The 1027-nt window shown below is 66.3% G+C and carries 1 protein-coding gene and 1 pseudogene; both read left to right on the plus strand.

Features of this window, described 5'->3' with window-relative positions:
- A pseudogene (locus tag CXQ96_RS18555) lies at positions 1–318 on the plus strand (hypothetical protein); the annotation flags it as partial.
- Between the two features lie 145 nt (positions 319–463).
- A partial coding sequence (locus tag CXQ96_RS17855) for a copper resistance CopC family protein (protein WP_104119364.1) occupies positions 464–1027 on the plus strand: 564 nt, incomplete at its 3' end.

The following is a 1027-nucleotide window of genomic DNA, read 5'->3' on the forward strand; positions in this document are numbered from 1 at the left end:
ATGGGTATGGGGTCGATCGGTGAGCTTCCGCAGGACCACGCGCACGTCCTGGAGCATCCGTCTGCGACTCTCATGGTCCTCGCTCACCTTATCGGCACCGTTCTGGTATCGATCGTGCTGGCCAAGGGTGATGCGGCGCTGTCCCGCCTCCTGACCTGGATCACTCCACTGCTGCCAGTGATCTCCCCGTCACCGACCATGGTGCGGTCCGTCGGTCTGCCGGCGTGGGCGGATCTAACCCGCCCGCATCCTGCACCGTACTTCCGTGCCGGCGGTGTCCGCGGGCCACCCGTGCCGCACCTGTGCGGCGCCTCGTAGCGTCCACGCTACCGAGACGAAACACCTCCAGCACCGTTCAGGGTGCGGCGGAGAATGCCGCCCACCCCACGGCATCCCCTTAATTCTTCTTGATCCCGCGTGTCGGCACCGAAGCGTGTCCGACACAGCACGAAAGGCTTTCATCATGAACACCACCACCGGGCGGTCCTTCATTGCCCGCGCAGCGACCGCCAGCCTGGTCCTATCCTTCCTTGGCCTGACCACCGCTCTTCCCGCCCAGGCCCACGACTCTCTTGTGTCGACGTCACCGGCGGAGGGAGAGATGATCACCACCGACCCGGGCGAGGTGTCCCTGACACTTACGGGGGCCCCGCAGAGCAGCAATACCCTGCAGACGACGATCATTGAGGTCACCGCCGGAGACGGACACCCGGCTAGTTCGGGCGAGGTCACCATTGACGGCCCGGTTATCTCGACCGGCGTCGAACTCGAACATGCGGACTCCTACACGGTGGACTGGCGGACCGTGTCCGCCGACGGGCACCCCATCGAAGGGTCCTATGTTTTCACCTACGCCCCCGACGGTGAAGCCGCAACCCCGGCAACCACCGGTCCCACCACGACAACTGATCCGGCCGCCCCTACGGGCGAAGCCAGTACGGAGACAAACGCCGCGGCGACCGCCCCCGCGGACGCGGAGCCCTCGGCCACCGAGGACGCAGGGCAAGTAGATGCGGCTCCCGCAAGC

This window comes from Arthrobacter sp. B1805 (assembly GCF_002929745.1).
Lineage (GTDB): Bacteria > Actinomycetota > Actinomycetes > Actinomycetales > Micrococcaceae > Arthrobacter_D.